Source organism: Vibrio sp. YT-19(2023) (assembly GCF_033337395.1).
The window spans coordinates 1-23903 of sequence record NZ_JAWOQN010000030.1; the positions used below are offsets into that span (position 1 = coordinate 1).

15 protein-coding genes are annotated in these 23903 nt (G+C 41.3%); 5 read left to right on the top strand and 10 right to left on the bottom strand.

Going from position 1 to position 23903, the window contains the following annotated elements:
• Window positions 1-75: 75 nt before the first annotated feature.
• Genes R7E78_RS18860 through R7E78_RS18890 form a run of 7 tightly spaced genes read right to left on the bottom strand, consistent with a single transcriptional unit; the run spans window position 76 to window position 12391 of the window.
• Entirely contained in the window at window positions 76-3300 is a 3225-nt protein-coding gene (locus R7E78_RS18860; protein ID WP_318058137.1) for a type I restriction endonuclease subunit R, read from the bottom strand.
• Window positions 3301-3316: 16 nt separating this feature from the next.
• Window positions 3317-4246, bottom strand: a complete 930-nt coding sequence (locus tag R7E78_RS18865) for a COG2958 family protein (protein WP_029795723.1) — start codon at window positions 4244-4246, stop codon at window positions 3317-3319.
• A 57-nt stretch (window positions 4247-4303) separates the two neighbouring features.
• On the bottom strand, window positions 4304-5728 hold the full coding sequence (locus R7E78_RS18870) for a tetratricopeptide repeat protein (RefSeq protein WP_140202708.1): 1425 nt from the start codon (window positions 5726-5728) through the stop codon (window positions 4304-4306).
• Window positions 5725-8664: an AAA family ATPase gene (locus R7E78_RS18875; protein ID WP_318058138.1), complete on the bottom strand. Its 2940-nt coding sequence runs from the start codon at window positions 8662-8664 to the stop codon at window positions 5725-5727. The genes R7E78_RS18870 and R7E78_RS18875 overlap by 4 nt, the downstream gene beginning before the upstream one ends.
• A gap of 32 nt (window positions 8665-8696) precedes the next feature.
• The gene (locus tag R7E78_RS18880; protein ID WP_140202706.1) at window positions 8697-9437 is read right to left on the bottom strand and encodes a hypothetical protein; all 741 of its coding nucleotides are present in this window, start codon (window positions 9435-9437) and stop codon (window positions 8697-8699) included.
• The gene (locus R7E78_RS18885; RefSeq protein WP_180758343.1) at window positions 9427-10698 is read right to left on the bottom strand and encodes a restriction endonuclease subunit S; all 1272 of its coding nucleotides are present in this window, start codon (window positions 10696-10698) and stop codon (window positions 9427-9429) included. Before R7E78_RS18885 ends, R7E78_RS18880 begins: the two co-directional genes overlap by 11 nt.
• On the bottom strand, window positions 10688-12391 hold the full coding sequence (locus R7E78_RS18890; protein WP_041154775.1) for a type I restriction-modification system subunit M: 1704 nt from the start codon (window positions 12389-12391) through the stop codon (window positions 10688-10690). Before R7E78_RS18890 ends, R7E78_RS18885 begins: the two co-directional genes overlap by 11 nt.
• 109 nt (window positions 12392-12500) lie before the next feature.
• Here R7E78_RS18890 and R7E78_RS18895 point away from each other — a divergent pair, with 109 nt between their 5' ends.
• From R7E78_RS18895 to R7E78_RS18910, 4 genes are all read left to right on the top strand, one after another.
• On the top strand, window positions 12501-13097 hold the full coding sequence (locus tag R7E78_RS18895; RefSeq protein WP_041154776.1) for a tyrosine-type recombinase/integrase: 597 nt from the start codon (window positions 12501-12503) through the stop codon (window positions 13095-13097).
• A gap of 93 nt (window positions 13098-13190) precedes the next feature.
• A complete protein-coding gene (locus R7E78_RS18900) occupies window positions 13191-14609 on the top strand; it encodes an SIR2 family protein (RefSeq protein ID WP_014232712.1) in 1419 nt (472 codons plus the stop codon).
• Window positions 14606-16645, top strand: a complete 2040-nt coding sequence (locus R7E78_RS18905; RefSeq protein ID WP_014232713.1) for an ATP-binding protein — start codon at window positions 14606-14608, stop codon at window positions 16643-16645. The genes R7E78_RS18900 and R7E78_RS18905 overlap by 4 nt, the downstream gene beginning before the upstream one ends.
• A 239-nt stretch (window positions 16646-16884) precedes the next feature.
• Window positions 16885-17391 carry a hypothetical protein gene (locus R7E78_RS18910; protein ID WP_181387653.1) on the top strand — a complete coding sequence of 169 codons (507 nt, stop codon included), beginning with the start codon at window positions 16885-16887 and terminating at the stop codon, window positions 17389-17391.
• Window positions 17392-17480: 89 nt separating this feature from the next.
• Here the strand turns inward: R7E78_RS18910 and R7E78_RS18915 are convergent, their stop codons facing one another.
• The gene (locus tag R7E78_RS18915) at window positions 17481-18671 is read right to left on the bottom strand and encodes a hypothetical protein (RefSeq protein WP_169608780.1); all 1191 of its coding nucleotides are present in this window, start codon (window positions 18669-18671) and stop codon (window positions 17481-17483) included.
• A gap of 410 nt (window positions 18672-19081) precedes the next feature.
• Between R7E78_RS18915 and R7E78_RS18920 the strand changes: the two genes are divergently transcribed.
• Complete coding sequence (locus R7E78_RS18920; RefSeq protein ID WP_140316749.1) at window positions 19082-20134, top strand: hypothetical protein; 1053 nt, start codon at window positions 19082-19084, stop codon at window positions 20132-20134.
• Window positions 20135-20358: 224 nt separating this feature from the next.
• On the opposite strand, the gene bamE is transcribed toward R7E78_RS18920, so the two are convergent.
• Window positions 20359-20661 carry an outer membrane protein assembly factor BamE gene (gene bamE / locus R7E78_RS18925; protein ID WP_181387655.1) on the bottom strand — a complete coding sequence of 101 codons (303 nt, stop codon included), beginning with the start codon at window positions 20659-20661 and terminating at the stop codon, window positions 20359-20361.
• A gap of 113 nt (window positions 20662-20774) precedes the next feature.
• Window positions 20775-23498: a UvrD-helicase domain-containing protein gene (locus R7E78_RS18930; RefSeq protein WP_262652296.1), complete on the bottom strand. Its 2724-nt coding sequence runs from the start codon at window positions 23496-23498 to the stop codon at window positions 20775-20777.
• Between the last annotated feature and the right edge of the window lie 405 nt (window positions 23499-23903).

Here is a 23903-nt window from a genome sequence, read left to right on the forward strand (position 1 = left end):
TTGGCGCTGGACTAAACAAAGGCCCCCTTTTAGGGGGCTCACACAAAGCCACCTTCTTTAGAAGGTGGTAATTTACTAGTTATACCATCCATCAGCTAGCACTTCTGCTTGAACCAGAACCAGCTTAATCGCCTCTTCAGCCGCATCAGGTGGATATTTCCAGCGACGCAATAGACGACGTACAAGGTTGCGCACCCGAGCACGCACGCTTTCTCGTTTCTGCCAGTCTACCGTAGCGGATTGACGCAGTTGGTGGGTTAGCTCAATTGCGAGTTGGCGCAAGTTATCATCACCTAAGGTGCGAACTGACGCTTCATTAGCGATCAGAGCGCGGTAAAAAGCAATTTCATCTGGAGAGAGATTGAGTTTAGCCATCATGTCGGCATCGGCTTGCATTTCCTTCGCCCAGCGGATCAACTCTTCAATCACCTGTGCGGTTTCAATACTACGGTTATGGTATTTGCGCAGTGATTCCATGATGCGCTCTGAGTATTTTTTCTCTTGCACCACATCGTTTTTCATTCTTGCTTTCACTTCGTCGCGCAGCAGTTTTTCTAGCAGTTCTACGGCTAAATTCTTCTCTTTCATATTGGCAACATCTTCCAAAAACTCAGGAGAGAGCAAGCCAATATTGGGCTTATCTAAGCCAACGGTTTTGAAGATGTCATCGACTCCATCTGCCACAATTGCATTGTTTAGGATCTGGCGCAGAGCAGAATTACGCAATTCATCACTGCGCTTTTTATCAACTGTCGAGTGTTTTAAGAAGGCCGTCTTGATCGCTCCGTAAAAGGCGATTTCACTCTTATAACCATCAACTTCATCCAAGGTATTACACAATGAGAAGGCTTTCATCAACGCAGCCATGACATCAAGGAAGCGGCGTTTACCATCACGAACTGCTTCGCCTTTGCTGTTGCGGTGTGAGAGACCAGAGATATGGTTCACGGCTCCCGGAAGCAGTTGCAGCGGTTTGGTTTCAAAATCCGGACGATAGTTGAAGATGTCACCATCAACAGGCGTGGCAAACATACCGCGAATTACGTCGATTTTTTCCATAAAGACTGCGAAAGCTACAGCGGTATCAACGGTTGGCTTGCCTTTACCCTGACTGTTGGTATAGGTCTTCAGTGCGTGTTTAAGTTCATTGGCAATACCAATATAGTCAACAACCAAACCTCCGGGCTTATCCTTAAACACGCGGTTCACTCGCGCTATCGCCTGCATCAGGTTATGACCTTTCATTGGCTTGTCGATATACATGGTATGACAACAAGGCGCATCAAAACCTGTTAACCACATATCTCGCACAATCACCAGTTGCAATTCGTCATCGGTATCCTTGTAGCGTTTCTCGAACAGCTTCTTGGTCTTTTTATCATGGATATGAGGCTGCATTTTAGCTTTGTCTGCGGCACTGCCTGTCATGACGATTTTGATCGTGCCTTTGTTTGGATCTTCGTTATGCCATTCGGGTTTGATAGCTACGATGGCATCGTATAAATCCACACAAATCTCGCGACTCATGGCAACGATCATTGCCTTGCCCGGAAAGGTTTCACAACGAGTGGTAAAATGCTCGACCAGATCTTTTGCCACCTGCTGGATGCGTGGCTCGGCACCGACCAGTTTTTCTAGCGCCGACCAGTGTGATTTGATTTTCTCACGGCTGGCGGTTTCTTCGTCTTCACCAATTTCTTCTTCAACCTGATCGTTCAGCGCTTCAATTTCATCTTGATTGATATCGAGCTTGGCTAAGCGAGATTCGTAGTAAATTGGCACTGTCGCGCCATCATCGACCGCGTCTTGAATATCGTAGATAGAAACATAATCACCAAAGACACCGCGAGTGTCTTTATCGTCCATCGATATCGGTGTACCTGTAAAACCAATAAAAGCGGCATTCGGCAGCGCGTCACGCATGTATTTGGAGTAACCATAAACATAACGCTGATCAACCACGTTGCCATCTTCGTCTTTAACATCTACTAGGCGAGCTTTGTTGCCATACTGGCTACGGTGTGCCTCATCGGAAACCACCACGATATTCGAGCGTTCAGAAAGGATAGGATGTGCCATTTCTTCGTCGAGTAAAGCAAACTTCTGTACAGTAGTGAAGATGATGCCACCGGATTGACGATTGAGCAGTAAATCGCGCAATGAGTCACGGTCTTCTGCCTGCAGAGGAATCTGTTTTAGCGTTTCTTGCGCCATCGTAAAGGTGTTAAATAGCTGGCCATCTAGGTCATTACGGTCAGTCACCACTACTAAGGTTGGGTTATTCATTTCTGGTTGTTGCAGCAATTTACTTGCGTAACAGACCATCGAAATGCTTTTTCCACTTCCCTGAGTATGCCAAACCACGCCCGCTTTTTTACTTCCGGGCACCACGGTATTGGCGTAATTTGCCCGTGGCTCAGTAATTTGGTCAGACGTTGTGGCAGCCGTGACGGTTGCCTTAACAGCAGCTCGGACGGCATGGAATTGGTGATAACCTGCGATTTTTTTGATGATCTTGTCGCTATCATTTTCGAACAATACGAAGTAGCGAATGTAATCGAGCAGCAATTCTGGCTTAAAGAAGCCACGCACCATGGTTTCTAATTGGAATTCGAGTAATGGCTTGTCGTCTTCGTCCTCGATGGTTTTCCATGGCAAAAAGCGCTCTTTATTAGCCGTTAACGAGCCGACTCGCGCCGTCCATCCATCTGAAATGACCAGCGCTTCATTGAACACAAAGAGGTCAGCGATTTCTTCTTTATAAGTTTGGATTTGATTGTAAGCATTCCAAATATCGGCGTGATCATCGGCTGGATTTTTCAGCTCAATGACCGCCATTGGCAAGCCATTGATAAAGACAATCACATCTGGTCTACGATTGACTTTGGTGCCTGTGATGGTGAACTGATTAACCACTAAGAACTCGTTATTCTCGCGGTTCTCAAAATCAATTAATCGAACATGAGTATGCTTGGTCACCCATTGTTCTTGCTCCATTACCGAGTATTCAACAGGCACACCTTCGATTAAATATTGGTGAAAGAGTTTGTTGTTTTTAATCAGTACAGGCGTTTGCGGCGTGGCAACAGTTTTCGCCACTTCGATTAAGGTGTCACTGGGCACATTTGGGTTTAAGGTTTCCAAGGCAGAGACTAAACGCGCCTGTAGCGTGACTTGCTGATAGTTTTCACGTTCAGGCGTATCACCATCTGGTGCGATGTCATAGCCATTTTGGTATTGGTAACCTAGCTCTTTAAACCAATCGAGGCATTGTTGTTCTAGTTGGTCTTCAGTAATCATTAAGCCTTTATCCTTATTATTTATTCCATGCGCTCTTAATCAACCGTCCGGTTTGGTTATAAATGCCAACCTGCTCAATATAATGGTGGAAATCCCTATTTTCAGAGACGATTCGGTTCGCAGATTGCCAATCCACGTTGACTCTCTCTTGAGCTGGAATGAGTATTTGGCTATCAAACAAAGATTCAGTATCCAGAATCAGCACGCCAATCCCGTGCAAGCTCGACAACATTTGCAGCTCACCTTCAACGTCGCTATTTAAGCCTGTGGCAACAAGGTAGCCGAAATTGGCCCAACTCGAATTCGATACGGCTTGGAAAAAATATTTTCGTACATTGCCTTTGGTAAGATGCTTCTTCACTTCAAAAGACCAAAGTCGAACTGAGCTGTGATTCCCACTGCGCACACAGCTTCTCACAATTTCATCCCAACCTTGGTCGAGCGGCTCTAGCGCCACCACATCAGGATGTAACCAGTGATTGCCACCGTTGCCATGAGAGTTTTTAGATTTACGCTCGTCAATGCGCTGACAGTAAAGACCCAAATCCTTGCTGAGGTACTCAATCAACATTGGGTAGAGATCGTGCTCGCTTAAGCTTTGCGGCACGAGAGGCGTATCGATGTCTGATTCTTCTGCATCGCTAAGATCATCTTCCTGATGAGCATATGTAGGCTTCTGCTCCCAGTAATAAACCCGAGGTCTTGGTTTGTCACGAGTGGCGACATTAGGACAAACGATTTTCGCTCTTTCAGTGCGTTCCCCACCAATTTCTGCCGCGAGCTGGGCGATAAGCTTTTCTTCGGTGTTGTATCGCGGGTTTGCTTGCTTCTCAGCGATTTCTTCTGGATATCGAAGCACAAATTCTTTGGCTAAATCCCGAGCAGTAAACTTCTTGTCGGGGTTCGCCTTGAGCGTTTCGATAATCATTTCTACTCGGGTTGCCATTATTCGACCTCTGCTAATTCTTGAGCTTGTCCTAACTCGATTTCGCCGGAAAGCGACTTAGCATTCATTAAAATTTAGTTCCGTTAACTTAATAGCTTTCCAGTTGTGGCGAGCTTTAGATTTGTCCCAACTCATGATACGGAGTGCTCTGACTTTTGATTCATTTTTTAAATTACCTATAACAAAGGGAGGAACAAAAGTATCCTCGACAAATCCGAAGCCTTTGGGTGTTATTCGAAGCGTACCCTCTACATACGAAATATCAGCCATATCTACTTGCTTGGACGATGAGGATGCTACTACTTCTTTGTTTCCATCAACACTCGCTACGGATAGCTCAACATAGTCACCAGCCTGAGGTTTCTGCTTACCTTTATGAACCCCCATGCGAACTGATAGTGATGTTGACTTATTTACGAATACTTGAAAGCCTTTACCGGATTTATGGATATTCTCTACGATAGCAACAACCTTCTCCATCGGCCCATGCAAGTAATTTAAAGCGTCGTGAGAAATAGAGTTTAAAAAAGGACTTAGTTGCTTTTCATCGACACCAGAATCATACCAAGGCTGCATAGATAGCTGTTCTAACTCTTGCTTTAGCTTCCAACCATGAGTTTGATAAGCCGCAATAGCCGTTTTTAGGCACATTGAGGCTTCAGCTTGCTGTTGATTTGCAAGTAATAAAGGAATAATTCCCTGTAATAAACGCAAACTAAAAGTAACGTCATGTGCGGATACTATTCCCCTAGCAAAAAACTTCATTGCTAAACGCTGATCTTGTTTTGAATAGGTAGCCGCCAACGCTCCCCAAGCCCAAGACTCTTTTTGCTTCTTTCTTAAAATGGGTAGAATGAGTTCGCGAGCCTGATCGTATTGGCCCGCAACAACAAGGCACTTCGCTTGGTCGTAATCAAGCCACATCATATGTTTAGTGTCAGAGGCTTGCTCGCGTGTTTGGTTAATAAATGCCATCACTTGGTTAAGATCTAGATGCCAATACTCTCGTGCTCTAAGCCATGCACTCGCCACTTGGCGTGCTGTTGAGAGCATCAAACTTGGCACTTCACCTTTTTCAGCTTGAAAAGGTGTTTTAGCCTCATCATCAAATAGTACAGTTTGATGTCGAAGCACAAGGTGAATCAAGGTAGGAAACCATTCCAAACTCTTCTTAAACTGAACCAGCAGCATTTTGTACTCTAGGCCGCCAGTAGCAATATCTAAATTTACTATGGTTTGCAGCAAGTTCTCTATTTGCTCAAATTCAAAATCAGTAGGACGATAGTTGTTTGAAGAACTCGCTCGCTTATTTAGATTTTCAAGCTGGTGCTTAAGAAACTCATAACACACCCAAAATAAAGCACCTTTCAAGTAAGTATCTTGGGGAGCTGCCTGCAACGCTTGAAAACCAAACTCCCAAGCCCCTTGCAGGTCTCCGCTCTTTCTCAAATTATTTACTGTACGATTAGCTGGCTCATTCATAGAAGCACACCTATTTGACATATTATTTCGTCAATGAGCCTTGTGGAATTGCTAAGCTGAGGCATAGGTTGAACTTTAGTAAATTGGCTAGACTTGTTGTACCAAAACTCAATCACCGCCAACTCATTGCCTTTAACAAATGCATATCTTTCACAAAATGAACGAGATTCAATTTTGCTTATATCCGCTCCAACACTGTTGATTTGAACCAGTACATTTAGATAAAACTCTTCTAAGAATGGCTCTGAAAAATGGAACTGAGTATCCTTTGAAGGCTCAGGTACATCAAGAAAAGTACCTTCTAATTGACCAAGCAAAGCCATGAGTTCAACATCGAACCCATCTTGAGTAATGCTCTTTACGCCAGACACTTTCCAGTTCCCCTTGTAATTGAAACTCATCGAAGCCTGCTCATTCCCGCGCTGCAAGATGTAACGATCTTGATAGTTATAATGAAGGACATCCACTACAGCAATCCCTGTACCTTCAATACACGCATCAACAAGTTGGTATAGCTTTTTAAGTTGCGGGATGTCAGTCTGAAAATCAAACTTCGCTGTGGATACTGAGTTCGTTGCTTCGGTACTTGGTCGTACAACCTCAACGTCTTCAGGAACAGAATTGTCGAAGCTTACTGCTTTGGGTTGATACGCTCCTGCTATTTTCATTCCATCTCCTAAGCGCAACTGAGGTGGATTCATTACATACAGGGTATCAGAAGTTCTCGTTATAGCGGTGTATAACCAGCGGAAGTAATCTTTAGTTAAGGCTTTTTGGTGTGTTTGACACTGTAAAAAAACCGTTTTCCATTCGCTACCCTGTGCTTTGTGTCCAGTAATGGCATAACCAAACTTAATTTTAAAAGCATTGAAATAAGGGTCTTGCAATAATGCAATTTTAAGCTTTTGTTCATTACCTTTACGTCTCAGTTCTGGGTGTCGATTTAAAAAGTGAACATAGAGTGCTTTGTGCTCATCTGACGATAAGGTAGGCTGATCATTGTAAAGTAGGTTTTCTACAATTTTTGCTTCAAAGAAGAATGGTTCACCATAGTCGTTGCGAAAGCCTAGAATCACATCCCTAAAACTCAGATTTACTTTTCGCTTAACCATGTCACCAGTGTCACCTTTGACGCTAATGACAACACTAATCAACTCAGAATGAGGAGATAGTACTTCCTTGATCATGCCAAATTCACCGTTGGTAATACAAGCGTCTGCTCGATAGTGATTTGCTACCGAAATGACTTTATCTCCTGCGACCATTTGCTGTTGACCAGTAAAGAAGTACTCTCTAACTAAACGGTTATACTCAGCTACTTGTCGGTTTGAAGAAGCAATAATAATACTTTCTCCTGTACGACTAACTTTTCTATCACATGAGTCTAGATAAGTACTAAGTAGATTCTCCGAGGTCAAATTAAATACATCATGGTCATTGACTTCAAATTTCAATTTATTAAAGATATTTTGCTCTAAACCATCACGCAACATGGCTGCATTGTTCAAAACACCACTATCACCTTTTTGACGAAGAACTTCAGTCAAGTACCCTGAAGCCACAGCGACTTGATAATTTTCTTTAAGGTAACTGGCATCTAGCGCTGGTGACGTATTCATTCCTACAGGCGGCAACTGTGCATTATCACCAATAAAAATAACTTTCTTATTATGTTCGTTGTGGTCAATATTTATGTACTTGAGCAAGTCTTTTAATAGATATCCGCTTCCAAAACGAAAAAACTCACCATCGGAATATCTGTCAGAAACCATTGACGCTTCATCAATTATATAAACAGCTTCCGCGGTATCTACATTGACTTTAAGGTCAGCATAGCAACGATAAGTTTCAGACCCTTCCACACCGTCAACTTTGTACTCTTTCACGTTGTCGTAATTGTATATCACGCGGTGAATAGTGCTGGCAGGTTGCATTGTTTTGTCTGATATCACTTTCGCGGCTTTCCCCGTCGGGGCCATAATAGTGAATTCACGACCAATTTTTTCTAGATACTGAGTAATTCCTTTAGTTATAAATGTCTTACCTGTACCTGCATAACCATTAAGTAAAAATACATTTTGTTTAGTATCGGTGAGAAACTCATTTATTTGCTTAACTATTTGGTTTTGACCTTTAGTTAAACTGATGTCTTCAAAGCAATCAAATATATCAATATTTCGGCGCGTCACTTCCATATCAAGATCAATACTTGAAGCGGATGAAATACTAGCTTGTTTAAACTCTTCACGCGTCCTGTAATCAAAGAAGGCTTGTTGTGAAGCGACTAGATCTTTTTGTTTTTGTTCAAGTTCAATCTGTAATAGTGCTTGCTCTTTTTTTACATTGGAAAGTGTGTCGTTTTTTTTGTCTAGTTGAGCTATTAGTTTATTCGTCTGTTGCTGATATTTATCTTTATTATCAGTAAGTTGGGCCTTTAATTCAGCTTCTCGTTTATCTAGTTCTTGACGTTGACGCTCTAACTCTGCTTCTAAGCGAGATGTCTGATCGATAGGTTTTACCGGATCAACAAACTCTGGCGGAGTGATAGGCTGATTGAGAATGGCTTGAGCATACCAACGGGCGACTAAATAAGCTTCTTTGATTAACCAGAGTGTTTCATTGAGGGAAATGTCGTCTGAACCATTGCTAGAGTGGGCAGCCTTGTTACCTTTATGTCGCAATACATCTAACTTGGCCCAAATTCCCTTGTCACTGACAACATCCTTGAATTCGTAGCTGCGCAGTCGATTATATAAATCATCACGAACAGGTGGGGTTAGAGATAAACGTGAATAAATTTCCCCAACGACTAATTCAGTAAAACACCTAAGTTTCACTAATACCACCTGCTTATCATCATAGCAATACAGCTCTGCACTTTTACCAAATTGAGCTAATTCAGGGTTGATGTCTGTTAGAAAATTAAAATTACTCATAACTCTGAATTCCTCCAGATTAAACTATTGGGTTACTTAACTTCGTCGGAAAGCAATTTAGAGTTGAAGTCATCAACGCGAGCTTCAAAGAACTTGGTTTTGACCATTCCGTCCTTAAAGAATCCCTCTTGCGCGAGAGTCTTCAAATCAGGCTCACAAAAGACCAGTGCACAGAATAGACCCGTTATAGCTTCGATAACATTTCTATAATTGACATGTGATTTCTTTGCTAGACCGAAATCATGTTTGACTTTGTTATATGAAGTCCACCAAACTGGTGCCGTATAACCTGTAGGATAATACTTATCCTTATATTCTGGCCGATTATGCGTAAGCATGCCTTTAAACGAATCAAAAGGTCGGTAGGTTGTATGCCGTCCAGCGTCTCTATTTTGAAAATTGGCTGAGTGATAAAAAACTATATCTTTCTCATGAATATTAAATAGTTCAATGTTAACGCCAACAAATTTAGGGAAGTTACCAATACAGCGATTACCATTTTCATCAACCTTTAAAGCTGATGATTTGTTTTTCTTATCCCAAATTTTGGTCTTGATGTCACACTCCCAAAGTTTGGATTGTTTCGCACTGTACGAACTTGTCGCCACCTTCACCAAATACGACTCTATCACTGGGCAAGTCTGTAGCAATAACAATACCAATTTATGAGAGTAAATATTCTTGTGCTTATCTGAATAATCGACTACCGACAAAAACTTAGTGAGTTCTTCTTCAATACTCAGGAATAGTGAAAAATAGTCTTCATACTTCATTGAATTCAACCTCACCACTTAGTAGCTTAGGGAGAAGAGTGTCACGCAGAGCAGAAAGTTCGATATTCTGACGCACATTCGATTCTATTTTTTGTAAAAGAGGTGCAATCACATCATCAAACCTATTGGCAAGCTCTACACCTCCAAAGGCTAATGAGTATGTATCGAAAGTCTTAGTTGTAATCGTATCGAATACAGCTCCGTGAGTGTTCCGTTGAAGGGTACTTACCGCTTCCTTAAGGTTGAAGTAGTTGTAGTAATCACCAACCTCTTTACCTCGAATTCCGTAACATGATTGGTTCATGCACATGTCAGTACCAACAAGGGCTAACTTACCAACCGTCCCGCGAGCCGTGATAATTGTTGTTCCTTTCGGAAGTAACTTCGTCGATGATTTGTTTAGACCAAGCTCCGTAATCTTCTCGTCGGTATCAACAACAAATACATTGCTTCCTGATGGTACATCTTTAACTGAGAACCAAGGAATATCACCATTCCAATAGGTCTCTTCTGAACGTTTAGGCGTACCCCCACCAGTTAACTTAATCAACTCAGATAGTGAACTTACTTTCCAACCTTCAGGTATCAAACCCAGCTCAGACTCAACTAGCTTTTCAGGGAATAGCGAGGCAGTGGCAGCATCCATCCCCTCTGGCAGCTCGCCATTCATTTTGGCTTTAACTGGATCGAAATCGACAAACCACGATTTGAAGATAGCTTGTGCCATTTGTTCTAGGGTTTGGTTGGTTTGTGTATTTAGCGCCATTTTTGAGGCAATATCAGACAATGACTTCGCAACCATATCCTCATTGCCAATTCGAGGAATATTCAAGGCTTTTAATACAGGAATTCGAACATTACTAACTGTGGAACCTGTTCCTTCATTCCAAGCTATCTGCTGCTGGACGTAAGGAGATTGCAAAGCCCAAAATAGATATTGTCCATTTACATCAGATTTTGGACGTAATAATACCTGCCTCTGTCCTAAGCAGCACTTTAAGCCTTCTGGTATCATGCATACTTCACCCATCGGGGCTTCACGCGTAAATACGATATCACCTGCTTTTGGGGCTGCTCGTTTTATTCGTTTTTGATAATCTTCTTCGTTAGTAAAACTAGGAGCGGAAAGATCTAGAACACCATTTTTGATATTCTGATTTCGTAAGACAATAATCCCTTCATCAGTCCATTTTGGTGTTGAATGAGGACAGTCAACTACAAGTTCGCACAATGAATCTAGAGTCGCGGTTTCAAAGCTCATAACCCAACTCCACTAGGTTCTTCTTGATCTCAGCTTCTAGTGTTGCTGATTCTGCAAACTGTTCACTTAACTTACTGGTTAGAACAGTCATCTTTTCAGCAAATGGAACACCATCATCTAGTTCTTCAGCAGCACCAACGTATCGTCCCGGAGTGAGCACAAAATCGTGTTTCTTAATCTCTTCTAACGTTGCTGATTTACAGAAGCCTGCTTGGTCTTCGTAAGCGACACCATTTACTTCCGCACCCGTTTTCCATGCATGGTAAAGGTCAGCGACTTTCTGGATATCATCTTGGGTAAAATCTCGAAGCACACGGTCTTTCATATAGCCAAGGTTACGTGCATCAATAAACAACACTTCACCTTTACGATCACGTAGTTTTCGGCCTGATTTATCGGTACGGGCTTTCTTGTTTTTGGTTAAAAACCAGATACAAGCAGGGATCTGGGTGTTGGTAAACAGTTGTCCCGGAAGCGCAACCATACATTCAACCAAATCGTTCTCGACTAAGGCCGCACGAATTTCACCTTCGTTGTTGGTGGTTGAACTCATCGAGCCATTGGCAAGTAACAAGGCTTGAGAACCATCAGGAGCTAGGTGGTAAAGCATATGCTGCATCCACGCAAAGTTTGCGTTACCCGACGGTGGTGTGCCGTATACCCAGCGCGGATCATTATCATCGACACCCGTATTCCACTCTTTCATGTTGAAAGGAGGGTTAGCCATGATGAAGTCAGCACGCAAATCAGGATGTTGGTCATTGGTGTAGGTACTGGCAGGTTCCTTACCAAAATCATAATCCAACCCACGGATTGCCATGTTCATCGCAGCAAGCTGCCATGTGGTGTAGTTGTATTCCTGACCGTAAATAGAGATTCTTTGTTTTTGCGTGAGTGGGTCAATCTCTTTTTGGTTAGCGCGGCGCTCAATAAACTTCTCTGATTGCACAAAGAAACCGCCCGAACCCATTGCAGGGTCATACACACGGCCTTCAAACGGCTCAATCATCTCAACAATCAGCGAAACGATTGATGCAGGCGTGTAGAACTGACCGCCTTTCTTACCTTCAGCAAGAGCAAATTGGCCTAGGAAGTATTCGTAAATATGACCAAGAATATCTTTGCTGTTAAGCGACTTATGATTGAATGGGATGGTCGCGATGAGGTTAATCAGCTCATTAAGTTTTGACTGATCAATTTTTAGAGCGGCGTAGTGCTTGTTGAGTACACCTTTTAGCTTCTGGTTGTCGCGCTCAATCCCCTCCAATGCATTATCAATCAGGTGACCAACAGACGTGATTTTCTTCGTTTTACCATCAATAACCAAATCGGCACCACCAATAACCATCGGGCCATTGTCTTGCAGGAACTTCCAACGAGATTCTGTAGGCAACCAAAACACGTTTTTCTCTTTGTAGTAATCGCGCTGTTCCAGCTCAATCGCGATTTCTTGTTCAAGTTCTTCAGCCGTGTAACCTTCAGGATCGAGGAAGTACTCGTGATCAGGATTAGCAAAGTCTTGTTTTAGCTCTTCTTGGCGCAACATGAAGGCGTCAGACACGTATTTAACGAAAATTAAGCCAAGCACCGCATGTTTGTATTGAGAGGCATCGAGTGACGCACGGAGTTTGTCTGCGGCTGTCCAGAGCTTACTTTCCAGCTCTTTGAGGAATAGTTGTTCTTGTTCGTTCATTGCTGATTTCTTGAATTCGAAAAATTTACCTTATGATACCAGTAACTAAGCAAACTTCCTTGAGTTCTGCCTTACTTAACAGTGATTTTTATGAAGTAAGGAGCACATTATGGCTGCTTGGAATAAAGGAAAAAGAGTTGGACAGAAGAAAGCGTTCAAATTGGAAGACATTTGGCGCATTCGAATTCGATTGGAGCTTGAGGAACGGTTATTTGAATTGGCGTTGTTTAACCTTGCCATCGATAGCAAACTCAGAGCATGTGACTTGCGTAACCTAAAGGTACAAGACGTTAGCCGCAGTGGTTGTGTGATGTCACGAGCTATTGTGAAGCAACAGAAAACCCATCAAGAAGTGCACTTCGAGATCACGCCTAAGACCCAACAAACCTTATCTCAATGGATTATTAAGAATTGTCTGACGCCAACCGACTACGTGTTCCCAAGCCCACGTCGTCAAGGTCAACCAATCTCTTACCATTACTACACGACTATGGTTAACAGATGGGTAACGGATATCGGTTTAGATAAATCTCAGTACGGCACACATTCGCTACGTCGCACCAAGGCTTCTTTGATCTACGCCAAAACCAAGAACTTACGTGCTATCCAGTTACTTCTTGGACATGCTAAGTTAGAAAGTACGATTGAATACCTTGGTGTTGAGATTGAAGATGCGCTAAGGATTTCGGAGAGTTGCGAGACGTAAGATTCAATGCCAACGGCTTAAGTTGTAAACATTAATGGCAGTTGTTTGTGTCCCCAACACTATATCTTTCATACAAATATAAGAAGTGTATTTATGACTACTCAGCACATTAAAGTTGGCAGTGTTCCCGATATTATTGAGCTAATGCCAAACCCCAATGAGCAAAGTGATTCTTATCCTTTTACCCTCTCAACGAATAGTACATGGGGAGAACAAGGTTCCGAAGTATCGATAGAGAAATTGCGTCAAAATATCGAGCCTTGGTTAACAGCTCTTTTTCAATCCGAACATTTAAATCTATTGATCGGTGCAGGTTTGAGTACGTCTATTCAAATGTCGGCAACAGGTGCGCCTCCTGCTGGAATGGGGTGGATCAGTGATCTAGCCGTCTGTCAAAGCGAAATAAATGCATTCGCTACAAAAGCTGCCACAGCGGCTGGTCGCGATAAAGGAAATATAGAAGATCAAATAAGAGCTATTAATGAACTTATCAAAGGGCTTGAAATTCTAACAGTGTTAAATAACCCACAACCTGAAAACCCTCCAGCTCCTTTTGTAGCCTATAGAGACCTAAAAGCTGATTTAGATGCAATTAAGGGGGAGTTGTCTCGATGTCTAGGTGAGTTTTCAAAATCTGTCAGTAACGGAGAACACTTAATTAAAAGTGCTGAACCAAAACGAAAAGAGGAAACTTTCAACTATCTTGTGAGCTTCTTAATGAGCTTTGCAAGTAGAACCGCTACACGCGATAGATTGCATATTTTTACAACGAACTACGACCGAATTATCGAGGTTGGTGCTGAACTTGCAGGTTTAAGACTCATAGATCGTTTTGTTGGAAGTATCGCTCCCGTTTTTAGATCCTCAAGATTAGAAGTTGATTATCACTATAACCCTCCGGGAATACGTGGTGAACCAAGATATTTGGAAGGAGTGGCTCGTTTTACCAAGCTTCACGGTTCTCTTGATTGGCACGAACAAGATGGTGCGATTAGGCGCTTTGGTTTACCTTTTGGAGCACGCTCTGTTGAACCGTTTTTAGAAGCAGAAGGTCACGAAAGCAATAGCTATGAACAACTAATGATTTACCCTAATTCAGTCAAAGACAGAGAAACCGCAGAGTACCCCTATGTAGAGCTATTTAGAGACTTAGCAGCAGCGACTAGCCGTCCAAACAGTACATTAGTCACGTATGGCTATAGCTTTGGTGATGAGCATATAAACCGAGTAATTGAAGATATGCTTACCGTTCCATCTACCCATCTCGTCATCATTGCTTTCGGTGACCCGCTCGGAAGAATTATGAACTTCATTAGTAAAAGTGGAAGAAAAGCTCAAATCACTTTACTAATGGGTGACCATTTAGGTGACCTCAAAACTTTGGTTGATAACTATCTACCTAAACCAGCCATAGATAAAGCATCAATAAAGATGGCCGAACTACTAAAGCAGCGAGGCTTTATCCAGTCAGAACACTCAGGTAATGCAACTACCACCGAGGTAACACTATGAGTTACTTGCCTATAGAAAGACTAGAGCAGCTACGAATCGGAACCGTTGGTTTTGTATCGCCTAGTGAAATTAGAGTTTCCTTAGAAATTGATTCTCCAGACTCAGTGTCTCTTCAAGGAGGTTCTCCTCGCAACTTTCCCCGGATAAATAGCTATGTACTGATAAACAGTGATGATGGGTTTCTCGTTGGTCAAGTTGAGTGGATCGCAGTAGAACACTCGCCATATCCAAAGAGAAGAGGCTTGCAAGATTTTGGCTTGATAGATCTACCTTTTCCACTAAAAAAGCTCAGTATCAACCCCGTTGGGACATTGAGAAGCGATAGAAAAAACGATGGCTTCAGATTCACTAGAGGAACAGATGCATTTCCTTCGGTTGGTGATTCAGTACTCCTACCTACTGATAAACAATTAAACTCAATAATCGAATCAGGTGAAAACAGAAGGGTTAAAATAGGAGATAGTCCTCTAGCTAACAATGCAGAAATAAAAATCGATCCCGATAGGCTTTTTGGGCGACATATAGCTGTTTTGGGCAATACGGGTAGTGGTAAGTCTTGTTCTGTGGCGGGGCTAATTCAATGGTCTTTGGACGCAGTTTTACAACAGGGAAAGACCCCAAATGCTCGATTCATAATACTTGATCCTAATGGGGAGTACAGCCGAGCATTTGGCCCAAAGTCAAAATACAAGGGTAAGTTATTACGCGTAGAAGCTAACTCTGATGATGGTGAGCTAGATCTTAAAGTACCATCATGGCTATGGAATAGTTCTGAGTGGGGAGCGTTCACTCAAGCAAGTTCAAAAGTTCAACTCCCATTGCTACGACGAGCTTTGAGGGCGATGAGAAATGATGTGTTGTCAGAAGATGACGTAACAATTCAAGCAAAACATTTTTGCGGAATACTTCTCGTTTCAATAAGGCAACTAGCAAGTCAAGGGCAGATATATGTGAATGCTGGCCCTGCCAAAGGCTTAGTTGAAAGTTTAACGTCATGGGAAAGTAGCCTTTTAACACTAAACGAAAAAATCGACAACCAACCTTTCGATAACCTAATAAGTACGATAAATGCGTATCTATCCTCCAGAAGAGGAATACAGTGGCCTGCTAAGCCTGATGTCGGTGATACAGACAGGTTGATTGCTGACTTAAAACAAGCTCATGTTGCACTTGGCGGCGATGAACAAGAACTTCTCCCGAAAAGTGAAGATACGCCTATTCGTTTTGAAGGTGATGACTTCGTAGCATATCTCGAAGCTTTAGCACAAGAAACAGGAACAGAGCAATTCGTGGAATTTCTTTTGACTCGAATTCGCACAATGTTAGGTGACACCCGAATTAGTGCCGTCACTAAAGATTCGGAGGAACCTATCAGTTTAACTAATTGGTTAGATACTTTTCTTGGGAAGGACACTCATGGTGCTATCACAGTTATCGACCTTTCACTCGTTCCAAATGAAATTATCCATCTTGTAACAGCAGTAATCTCTAGAGTGACTTTTGAAGCTCTTCAACGATACAGGAAAATGAATGGAAAACCATTACCGACAGTAATGGTTGCAGAGGAAGCCCATACATTTATCAAACGATACAAAGAAGAAAGTGAGAGTCAGTCAGTCTCTGATGTGTGCTGCAAAGTCTTTGAAAAGATCGCTCGCGAAGGGCGGAAATTTGGTTTAGGTCTAGTAGTATCATCCCAACGACCTTCTGAGCTATCTCCCACTGTTCTGTCTCAATGTAATACTTTTTTATTGCACAGAATTAGCAATGATAGAGACCAAGAACAAGTCCATAGGCTTGTTCCCGATAACATGAGGGGATTATTAAGAGAGCTACCATCACTACCATCACGACATGCAATTTTACTCGGATGGGCTTCTGAACTCCCCGTTTTAGTTCGAATGAAAGAACTTACTGAAGAACAAAGACCACAATCTGATGATCCAGACTTTTGGAACGTATGGTCTAACTCCACAACTGAGCCACGTGAAGTAAACTGGCAGCCAATCGTTGAAGAGTGGCAAAACCGAGATTAATTTATCTGTTAAAATAGCGCCAAAGATATGCCTTACAACACGAATTAAGGTTAACTAATCTAAGGCGCTTTTGTCCCCGAGCGGACGGTAACCCGGTGTCATAACTAAAATCTGGACAGGACAGAAATGTTTTAGCAGTTTTACTCTTCAAACAGAATAACTAAGTAAACTTCGTTGAGTTACATATGCATCAATGATAATTTTATAGCATAAATAAAAAACAACTAGTTGATTATGCCATGAGTTACATTATCGCAATTTTTATGATCCTAGCAGGACTTGGGATGTGGGGAGTTATTATTTCCCTTTTACTCTCTTGGTGGGCGTTGTGCTTTGGTACAGTAATAATTGGTTTAGTAATGCTCTTTTTGGCACCGCACCTATTATTGCTTCCGTTGCTACTTTCACCTATTGCGAATGGTTTCCTTATGGGTGGTTTTCTCTATTGGAACAACACAAAAGAAAAGATTGAGAAAGAAAAAAATCTTGAATATTTGGAGCCAACTATTTTTGATGAGCCAGAAATTATTGATTGTATTAGCACCGTAAACCAACAAGAACTGGAATCTCAACTATTACTATCTATACATAGTGAAGACTACAACAATACTCATAAGCTAATAGCTAACGGATTTACAATTCGGACTCAAGAGTTTGCAGATAAATGCAAATACCTTATGAAAAAATGTCAAAACCAAGACCTTATCAAATTGATTTCATTTCTTCTAAGAAGAGACAACTACTAGATCTTAAAGAGTACTGATCCGCACCAGCAACTTTAGACACCAAGTTAAGTGAGCCTAAGGCGCTTCTGTCCCAAATCGTAGCTTAAACATCACTTATAGAAAACAAAGGACGCACCATCTAGCAACGTGCCTCCAATTCTTAGCAAGTGGGTCTCGCCATGCCTCTCAAGGGCTATGAGGTTCTGCTCCAAAAATAGCTTGTCCAAAGAGGTTCGTTTCAATAGTTCCATAATATCGAGGGAAATAGATAACGTTTTTTCTGCCTGTTTTCCAATAATGGTGATTTGGCTCGAATTGTCAGCTCGCTCTATTTTTTTAACTTCTACATAGCCCAGATGCTTGATGATTAGCGATGAGGCACTGACTTCTTCTCTGCCATGTGGTTTGAAGGATTGTGACTTTTGATAGTTTATTGATGTGTTGACAATGGTTATGTAGTAATTTTTTGAACTTTTAGCAATTCTATACCAAGCAGAGGTAGTATCCTGTTCAGCCTTGCATAATTTATTAACAAGCTTGGCACTATCTTCGATGAGTTTATATTCTTGACCATCAATATTCATGGTGAATATCCATCGGCTTTCTTCTTTTTGGGTGGAAAAACTTATATTCTTGTTTTTTTGGCTTATTAGACGTTGTATTGGCTCTTTTACATCTAACTCTCGAGGTGCTGGCTTAATGTATTGCTGGCGAGTATCCCGCTTCACTCTACCGAACATTATCCAGTCAAATAGACCACATGTAATTGCTATTTCTGCTTTGCTCTCCCCTACAGGGCGGCCATACAACAATAAAGATTCTATACTTTTGCGTTTAAACTGTTTTTGCCTCATCAACGCTGGCTTAATATCAATTTCAAATGTATCACGGCTATCATCAGCTTCAGCCAGTACTGTATATCCTTCTTGAACATCAGAGCTTACTATGTTTTTGATGAGAAGAGGTTTCCAGCCGCCATTCTCTAATATCGGTTTTGTATTTTTCTTTGACTGTAGAGATGTCATCGAAACCGTGCATGGATGTTTCGGCCAAGGTGGCCCTAGAGAGTCAAAAAACACTCGTGCACCATTTGGGTGTTCGTAGTAGTAGACGCTAGCACCGCACTTTGGACAATTCGCGTTAGGTATAGTAAATGCTTTAGATGCACCGTAATAAGCATTAGTAGAAACAAAGCCTTTAGGCCGTTTGGGTTTAACTACGTTGGCTTTGTTAACATCAATTTGCTTTCCATTCTTAATCGGCACTATACGACCATCAATTGTTCTGAATACAGTGGACATTGTTATCTTAAGCCTATGACATTCTAGTAAAAACAGAGTAACTAAGATTCCGCTAGCAATTTTTATCTTAAATCACAGTTAATAAAAAAATCTTTGAAGGGGCACTTGCTACCTTTCCGACAGTCTGAACTAGTGATTTAAAACTTTAAGACTAACTCGCTTCTGTCCCTGAGGAACGATAGAAATCCCTATAGGCCACTTCTAAGTCTTGATTATGGACTGTTGACATCCCCCATTCGAAGAGTACTCTTGTAATAGGGCGTCCGCCTTACTTGCGTATGAGTAAAAACAGACATTTCAATAAATGATTATCTATTAATGAATTAATTTAATGACCTTTGGCTGATTAATATCGACTCAAAAGGTTTAAACGTGCGCCCGGAGTCGATCTAAAAGTCGGAGCATTAATCATGTTAGATAAGCAACTCGTACATGCCTTTCATCAATCATTAAAAAATTACTTACCGGATCTTAAATTAGGTCAATCCAGAGAAGTGGTTGCATCTTTTTATGGATTTAAATCTGCGGCTAGCTTGATTAAGGTTGGTTTCGTGCTATCTGAGTATGACCTTGATAGCCGACAAGCAGATTTTTATGACGATGAATTTAACCAACACAATGAAACACCATTATTATTAACCAACGAAAAAAACGTTCGACATCGCCTTAGAAGGCTATCTAAAGCTGTACTAGCAGATGCAAGATTAGAAGAGCAAGTCCTTCTACATATACGTAATAACCTGTTTCTAAAGAACTGTAAGTTCTACAGTTGGAATGAGATCGAACCATGGATGGTAGATAGTTTAGGTGAGGAACTAGTTGAAAAATTGAGCCATGAAGGTAATGCAGCCGCTGCGTATTCATATGCTGTTCATCACTTCGATGGGATTGAAATAGACGATAATGCAGGCCCGCACGAGGACTACTGGTATAAGAAGTACATTTCTGGCGAAGTCTTGGAAGGGGGCGCTCTCCGCTTTGCAAAAGAATACGAAGAAAAACTATCTGTTCAATCCGAGTATCTATCACTACTAAAAAGAGCGGCTGAACTAGGAAGTAAAGAAGCAATGATGCAACTCGCTGAAAACACTGATGACGTAGAGGTAATTCGAGAGTTGGCTAAACAAGGTTACTACCCAGCAATTGAGTTTGCTTATGAAGTCTATAGTGACACTCAATATGAGGAATTGCTTGCATTTAGCGGAAATACAGCAGCTATTCTTAATCTCATGGAAAAATACGAACATTCCTCAAAAGAAAGTGAACAATATAAACTCATTTTTTTGAACGAGCTAGCCAACCTTTATGGTTATTACCCGACCCAATCGATTGCTGATAATGATGAAGATTATGGGCCAGTATTCATCCTTTATGAAGGTATATCTCTGCCTAAAGTAAGCAAAGAATTGGAGCTGAAAGCGAAGGCAGAAGCTCAAAAGGTTTTCAACCAACATAACTACTAATTAATAGCAAAAGCAGCTTTCGAACTTTGCACGGGGCTGCTTTATCGTCTAAGGTTGCACATTCGAAATATAAACATTTAGGTTACAGACTCTAAGGCGCTTCTGTCCCAGAGTAATGACAAAGTACAAGTGGTTATTCCTCCGAGCAGGGCTGGTCAGGGTGTAATACAAAGGCACGTTGTACTAGCTTGGGTTAGTGCTGACATTTCTATTTTTAAATTAGACTAGAAATGGTTGATATTTTGTTCACTATATTGTTCGCCCCACTTAACAACTTTGCCTTCCCGTAAGGTAATTTGATATGTACGTGGCCAAGATGAAATTGCATGCTTCATTTTTTTGTAAATGAGATACTCCTCTCTTAAGTCGCCATCTGCACTAACAGATACAGGTGGCCCTAAACGCTCGATAACTTGAGATTTAGTTAACCCTAACTCTAGATTATTTAGCTCAGAAGCTGTCCCGTAGACAGCAGCTTGGCAACCAGTAAGTATAAGTGTCACTACGAGAAGAATTCTTTTTAACATAAGTTACCTATTTGTATTATTTCCAACCAGAATTTAGGGCGCTTGCTAGATCAGGAAACACGTCTCCAGATAAAACTGAGCATGAATCAGTTCAAACTAACACCTTAATATCTTTAAAGCTTAGATGTGCTTGTGCATTGGTCGTTATTTATACCATAACCTGAACAACCCCAGAACTCACCAAACTTTCCTTGACGTTTCTTCATCGGACGTCCGCATTTACTACAGATTTTTAACCTATTATTACAAGCTGGATTATTACAAATACTCGCATCCCTTGTGTCGATAGATGGTGCTCTACATTTACTGCATACTCGGGCTTTACCAACGTTACAACCAAGGCCAGAGCTACACGAGTAAAACTCGCCATATTGTCCTTGAACTAACCTTAAGTATCCATCTTCACAATTTGGACATTTGAAAATCCTTCTGTACTGCTCTTGAAAAGCTGAAGAGGCAATGTTTAGTTCATATTTTGGGGCTAGCAGCTCTGTTATAAAATCTGATGGGGCTGATGGATTAGCAATGATATAGCATTTTTTCTTAGCACGGGTAATGCCTACATAGAGTAACCTGCGTTCCTCTGAATGGGGGTAGGAATCTAAAGATGGTAGCAGGGCTTCAATTATTGCATCATCTCTATTTTCGTTGGGAAATCCGCTCTTGCCCTGAAAGAAGCCAATCAGAATACAATAATCAGCTTCAAGCCCTTTAGATTTGTGGAAACTCCAAAAATTGATATTGTCAGTTAACCTTTCTTTTGAAAGGACTGACCTTGTATCGGTAAGAAGGTAGTTATATCGTGCGATTACGGCGATGCTACCATCAGCATCATAGACTCTAATTTTATCTACTACCTCTTTTACTCGTTCATAGACACCATCCTGCATTCCTACCTTGTCATCGAGCAAGAAGACTTGCGATTCATCAACAGTCGTATGCGTTTCAATATGTTTTTCATATTGTTCAGGGTTCGCCATGATGAATTGACCTGCGGTATTAGCGATGCTGTTGTTGTATCGGAATGTCTTTTGGAGTTTTGTGAGTGAGTAGAGGCCAATCATCTCACCAAAACGAGTCGTCAGCTCTAGCTTACCTCCTGAAAAGCGATAAATAGATTGCCAATCATCTCCGACAACTGTGAGTGAGGGTTTTGGGCCTTTAGAGATAATTGACTTAATAAACTCCATTCGAGCCGCTGAGATGTCCTGAAACTCGTCGACAAGTACATATTTCCACTTAGGCTGATATTCACCATCGTTTACCACTTGAATAGCGCGAATGATCATATCATCAAAATCTATAGCATTTTGATGTTGCAACTCCTTGACGTATCCTTGGTGTAGAGCGTCTAATAAAGCCGAATATTTCTTAGGTTGTTGAATTTTAGACTTCTTAAACCTAGCAAGAATCTCTGCCTGTTCAAGTCTCTCAACCCTGATTGCACCGAGCGCTTTTGTCATGAGGTCGCTCCAAGATGAGAGTGCTTTTTGGTCGTTTAACTTCTTGAAAATGTCATTTGGGTGCATTGGATTGCATACAATACCTAGCTCAGTTAATTTTTCCTTCAAGCCTGATAATAGTGTGCCCTCACACCATTCATAATGAAATGTCTCTATTAATGTTGTTCCGCATTCAATATGAAGCTCTCGTTTTTTCTCTATCCCGTTGTTATAAGCGATTTTATCAATGTCAACACGAGTGTTCCCATTTCTATCAATTCCGAAGTGCTCTAGATAAATATCAGCTTCGGAGAGGTAGAAGTCTGGCTTGTAGTCAAAGCCTATATCAATCCGTCTTTTACTAACGTATGGAGCTTCATATTTGTAAGGGATCTGGTTTACATACAAAAAGTTGGCGATTAATAGTTCTTGGTAACCCCTGACCTTCTCATTGTTGAGGGTTCTGAAATCGTTATCCCTTACATACCTTTCATATTCTGCTTTCGACTTGAAATCGAATGGGTTAATGGGTGGGTTGGATAACTCAATAAGGTCAAAAATACGGCTAGGATCTTCGCTGATATATGAATGTATCCAGCTTGTGACCCATTGCTTTAATGCAAAATCATCTTCTGTGAAGATGCTCATGTTTGTAGGTATACCAGCCTCACGGAGTAGATGTCGTCCAAGGGCGTGGAATGTTGAAATATGAGGAGATGAGTCTAAAGAGATATTACCTTTACTTGCTTTGTCTGAGAGTCGATCTTTAAGCTCATCTGCCGCAGCTCGGTTATATGCTAAGACAAGTATTTCAGATGGTCTTGCTAAGCCTCTATCAATAAGGTCTAGAGCTTTTGCAACCATTACCGATGTTTTGCCTGTGCCAGCCGCTGCCAACACCATGTTGCGATCGTTTGAGCGCAGAACACCAAGACGTTGCTCTTTTGTTAATGGATTAGACTCAACAACATCGAAAAACTCTTCACGTTGAGATAGCTGATAGGTCTCATGATATTTTCTGATTTTACTCGCATCAACTGGATGAAAACTAGTTATCTCTTCGACTCTTTCCATATGTTCTCTGGATAGGTATCGCTTCCATTCATTAGGCTGTGCCTGATAGCTATCATTCAAGTTTTGACATAATTCAGCAATTTGCTCCATCCAAGAGTCTCTAGGATAATGTTTAATAACATTAGTACTGAACTCCGAGAACATAGGTGTAATATAATCAGTAACTTGATCGGAAATAATGTTGTTTATCTGGTCGAGAAACTCTTCAGACCCTTTTTTTGCTAGGTATTTGATTCTAATTGGGCGTCCATCAACTTTCAGATTTATCCTTGATCCAAAGAATGAACTTTCAAGCAAGGCAAAAGAGTTGGTGTTGCTCAATGAGTACTCAGAGCGGCCATTTTTCCCATTTCTGTAGATTGTGTTGTTCTCGATTGAAAACGACTCGACACCTAGTAACCTTCCTATAAAATTAGTCTTTAATATCATGTAATTATGAGAATGTTTTAGCTTTAGCATAACTTCATTGCATCAGTTAGATTTGACATCCACTAACCCGTTGTTCACTTTTTGTAATTATCAACCTTATAGCTAGTATATTGCATTAATAGCTACTGGTGACGTCTGCCGTTACTTTATCCTATGTACTAGGATATCATTTAGCCAAACCTCTTTTCCCATTTCTCAGTATTAGAAATGCTTGTTCGAATGAATGCTAGGACTAGTGAGTTCTTCGAAAGTGCTGACGCAGTTTGGAGTACAAACATTTTAGGGTAATTAAACTAA